This is a genomic window from Pseudoalteromonas sp. SG45-2 (genome assembly GCF_014164115.1).
GTDB lineage: Bacteria > Pseudomonadota > Gammaproteobacteria > Enterobacterales > Alteromonadaceae > Pseudoalteromonas > Pseudoalteromonas distincta.
The window spans coordinates 1-4,854 of record NZ_JACJEO010000047.1; the positions used below are offsets into that span (position 1 = coordinate 1).

General features: G+C 40.3%; 2 protein-coding genes and 1 pseudogene. All 3 read right to left on the reverse strand.

The window, feature by feature from the left end; genetic code table 11:
* Positions 1 to 180: 180 nt before the first annotated feature.
* Complete coding sequence (locus H5116_RS19935) at positions 181 to 3,381, reverse strand: efflux RND transporter permease subunit (protein WP_004588883.1); 3,201 nt, start codon at positions 3,379 to 3,381, stop codon at positions 181 to 183.
* 11 nt (positions 3,382 to 3,392) lie between these two features.
* Positions 3,393 to 4,649 carry an efflux RND transporter periplasmic adaptor subunit gene (locus tag H5116_RS19940; RefSeq protein WP_182716914.1) on the reverse strand — a complete coding sequence of 419 codons (1,257 nt, stop codon included), beginning with the start codon at positions 4,647 to 4,649 and terminating at the stop codon, positions 3,393 to 3,395.
* 64 nt (positions 4,650 to 4,713) lie between these two features.
* Positions 4,714 to 4,854 (reverse strand): annotated as a pseudogene (locus H5116_RS20485) (TolC family protein); the annotation flags it as partial.

The following is a 4,854-nucleotide window of genomic DNA, read 5'->3' on the forward strand; positions in this document are numbered from 1 at the left end:
AGATTAAGACTGCAAAGATACGAAAGCGGAAGTTAGCTTTGGCCTGTTTAACGACAAATATTCCGACAAAGCAGTCATGACTATTAGTTTATTGTTAAATCTAATCTTTCTTTTCGTTCATCTACTCAATAACCCCACGCTAAACGTGACTTTAGCGTGGGGTTAGAGTTCACAGTCATTTTATCTGGATAGCTCTTTTATTTTTTTCTCTGAAAACCAGCGATATAAAACAGGTAAAACAAATAATGTTAACAGTGTTGCAGTTACCAAGCCGCCAACAATAACACTCGCTAAGGGGCGCTGTATTTCTGCACCAACACCATTAGACATTAACATCGGTATCAAACCTAAAGCTGATGTTATAGCAGTCATAAGTACAGGTCTTAATCTTGAAGTAGCGCCTTCAAAAACGGCTTTAGATGCTTCTAGACCGTCTTTAATACGTTGGTTGATACTTTCTACCATAACGACCCCATTCAATACCGCTACACCAAATAAGGTAATAAAGCCAACGGAGCTTGGTACAGACAAGTATTGTCCAGATAAATATAAGGAGAAAACTCCGCCAATTACAGCAAGCGGCACGTTGACCAATATCAGCATAGCTTGACCAACAGAACCAAAGGCAAAGTAAAGTAGTAGTGCGATTAGTGCTAACGATAAAGGTACAACTATAGCTAACCTATTTTGAGCACGTTTTTGACTTTCGAACTGGCCGCCAATCGAAACAGAATAACCTGAAGGTAAGTCAACCTTTTCAGCAATTACCGTTCTGATATCGGCAACCACGCTTCCCATATCTCGATTTTGTACATTTGCTTGGATAACGACTCTTCGTTGTACATCATCGCGTCTAACTTGTGGTGGGCCTGACTCAAATGAGACTGAGGCTACGTCACCCAGCCGCACCCAAGCACCAGTAGGTGATTGAAGCCGAATATCAGCAATAGCTTCTTTGTTACTTCGGTACTCTTCCTCTATGCGAACGTAAATATCATAACGTTCATTACCATTGATTATTTGTCCGGCTTCAACACCACCAATACCATCACGCACAACCTCCATTATGTCACTCACAGACAATCCAAAGCGCGATAGTTCTTGCCTGTTAGGACTTATCACCAATTGCGCTTCACCAGCAATTTGCTCCAATGCAACATCCCTTGCACCTTCAATGTTTTTAATTGCTGTTTCTATTTCTTGACCTTTAGCCGCCAGTACCTCAAGTTCAGGCCCAAACAACTTTATCGCCAACTGAGCCTTAACACCAGATAGTAGCTCATCGACACGAGTCGCAATAGGTTGAGAAAAGTTGAGTAGCAACCCAGGGAATTCTTCTAAAGATCTCTCCATTTTTCCTTGAAGTTCATATCGATTAGATGCACTGGTCCACTCAGAAACAGGCTTCAACCCTATGTAAATTTCGATGTTATTCACAGGCTCTGGGTCTCCACCTATTTCTGCTCGACCAATTCGGCTTAATGCATAGGTTACTTCAGGGAAAGCCATTAGTTTTTCTTCTAGAATTGGTGCCACAGTGAGCGCGGTATCTAAACTGGAAGAAGGTGCAAGCGTTGCTCTTAAGTTTATCGTCCCTTCTTCTAACTCAGGTACAAATTCAGTACCAATTAATGGAACTAATGCAAAGGCAGAGAAAACTAATATAAGTGCGGCTGAAATGACTAATTTGGTGCGTTTTAGTGCGAATGTAAGCCCTTTTCTGTAGAGTTTGTCTAATGGCCTAAGAACAAAGCTTTCCCTCTCTTTTACACCTGACTTAAATAAATAAGTAGCTAAAGCGGGTACAACAAACAACGCAACCACAATAGCAGATATAACAGCTAAAATGATGCTTATTGCCATAGGTTGAAATAACTTTGCCTCAACACCTTCAAAGCTAAATAAAGGCGTAAATACGACTAAAATAATAGAAGCTGCAAAAAATACGGGACGAGCCACTTCTTTACCCGCATTTTGAAGACGTAACTTAATACCATGCTCATCTTGTTCTACATCATGTGGATCAGTATCAGCACTAGGCACTCTTTCTTTTACAGTTTTTAAATGGGTAGAGTCTGGTCTATTTAAATGCTTAAACATGTTTTCAACCATCACGACTGAACCATCAACTAGCATACCAATGGCTACGGCAATGCCACCCAATGACATAAGGTTTGCAGAAATGCCCCACCAAGCCATGATCATTAACGCGATACCAATTGAAATTGGAATAGATATTAGGACAAGGAAGGTTGCACGTATATTCATTAAAAATAGTGCTAATACAATACAGATGAAAATAAATGCTAGTAATAGTGCATCAACTACTGTATCAACGGCTTTTTCAATCAAATCAGCCTGATCATAAAATGGTTCAAAGCGAACACCTTTAGGCAATGCTTGATTAATCAATGGGATTCTTGCATTGATACCATCAATGGTGGCTTTAGTATTAGACCCCATGCGTTTTAAGACAATGCCAGAGACAACTTCACCTAAATTTTCGACTTTACCGTCTTCGGTTTTGCGCGTCATTGTGACAGCACCTTGACGAATTTCACTGCCCATTTCAACTTTAGCAATATCCGAAACCGTCACAACTGTCCCATCAACTGTTTTGACGGGAACTTGTTTGATATTACTAATACCAGCGTCACCACTTTCAAACCAACCTGCACCTCTAATAACAAGCTGCTCTTGCCCACGGTTCATATACCATCCGCCAACATTGGCATTGTTGTTATCTAGGGCACCAACAACGTCTTCTTGCGTTAGGTTATAAGAAAGAAGCTTAGATGGATCTACATTTACTTGGTACTGCCTAACAATACCTCCAAAGGAGAGTACATCAGTAACACCATCGACAGGCATAACGAGTAATTTTACTACCCAATCATTGAGACTCCTGAGTGCCATAGCATCATAGCCTGCATCTTTATCTGAAATAAGAAGGTACTGAAATACTTGGCCTAGCCCTGAGGTGTTTGGCCCCATTTCGGGTGTGCCGACACCTTCTGGTATCAGTTCTTTTGCGGCTTGAAGACGCTCAAATACAAGTTGTCTTGCAAAGTAAATGTCGGTGCCTTCTTTGAAAACAACCGTGACGCCAGACAAGCCTGTTTTAGAAATTGAGCGCACTTGTTCTACATCAGGTAAGGCATACATGACCGCTTCAATGGGGTACGTAATGAGTTGTTCAACTTCTTCAGCAGCTAGTCCTGGCGCTTCAGTATTTACAGCAACTTGAACATTAGTAACATCAGGAAAGGCATCTAAATTTAGTTTTGGTATAACCATAATTGCGCCGACAATTGTGGCAAACAGCGCAATCAAAATCAGGAGTCTATTATTAACAGACCAATCTATTATTTTATTAAACATAGTCTTGCTCCTTAGTGGTTATGCGGATCAAATCCGCCTTTAGCGATTTCAGAAGCAACAAAAAATGCGCCTTTGGTTACAATTCGCGTCCCACTATCAAGGCCAATGATTTCCCTAAAATCACCTAAGGCTCGGCCTAGTTCTACTTCTACAGCTTTAAATTCTCCAGGGTGGTCTTCGACAAATACGGTCCAATCACCATCTGCGCTGCGGATCAATGCTTCTTCTGGCACAGCCATCACTTTCTGCTTTGTGGCAAACTGAAAGTAAACTTTTACAAACATACCTGAATGAAGGTTATCATCAGCATTCTGTACCCCCAATCTAATAATTCTTGTACGAGTTACGGGATCAATTGTATGGGCTTCTTGGATAACTTTGGCATTGTAACTCTGGCCTTCTAATTTAAGTACCGCAGGAGAATCAATTGATAAATTTAGCTTTTTATTTGGAGAAACTTTTGCTTCAACCCATAGTTGTTTTTCATCAGCTAACAACATGACTGAATCCCCAGCATCAACACGTTGCCCTTGGATAAAGTCGTCTTGAAGCACGACACCTTCACGGTGCGCCGTTAATGCATATTGCCCAAATGCTTTAATGTCTTTGTTAGAAATACCATTTATTGCTTTTTCAGTTAACCCTAAAGCAATGAGCTTGCCATAGCTCGCATTGTATGTTGTTTCAGCTTGTAATAATCGACTTTCACTCACCGTCTTATTACCCAGCTTTTTTACACGTTGCCATTCGGTTGAAGCGATTAAATAGTCAGCTTGTGCTTGTGCCATTGCTTCACTAAATAATGTAACTAACTTCTGACCTATTTCTACATACTCGCCAAGCGCTGCATGGCGACTGATAATGACTGACTCTGTACGTGGTGATACCACATAACTTTTATAGCCATTAGCTTTTATTTCGCCAGGTGCATATACGGAGCTAAATTGATATTCAGGCTTAACACTTTCCACTTTAATGTTAGCAAGCGACATCTTCTTTGGATCAATAGTGATACCTTCTTCATGTCCTTCTTCTCCCTCTTTATTACCACCTTCATGGCCGTGCTCGTCATGGTCACCTTTATCTTCTTCATGTCCCTTTTCGTGTTCATGCTCATCTTGATGTTCTTTTTCTTCTTGTTTCGAAACGTTTGTGACAGAACCAGTTCCATCTGACGACTGTGCAAAAGCATCATGATTTGTAGTAAACCCAACTAACAGGCTGCTAATTACTACGGCTAAAAATTTTTTACTAATTACTGTATTCATTTTTGTAACCTATATTTTTAATAAATTTAAGATTTCGTTTTTCGCTACTGAAAAAACAAAGCGCTCAAATCTCAAATTTGGATAACTGACCCATACTTAAAATGAAGGATATTTCTGCAAGCTTGAATTGATTTTCCAAACGTATTCCTGCATGAAGCCCTTCCGCACGTTGATTTAATGCAAGTAAGTAGTCAGAAGTATTAAT

Bases quoted from the DNA above. Each gene is read 5' to 3' on its own strand.
- H5116_RS19940 (WP_182716914.1), bottom strand. From the start codon at position 4,649: ATGAATACAGTAATTAGTAAAAAATTTTTAGCCGTAGTAATTAGCAGC.
- H5116_RS19935 (WP_004588883.1), bottom strand. From the start codon at position 3,381: ATGTTTAATAAAATAATAGATTGGTCTGTTAATAATAGACTCCTGATT.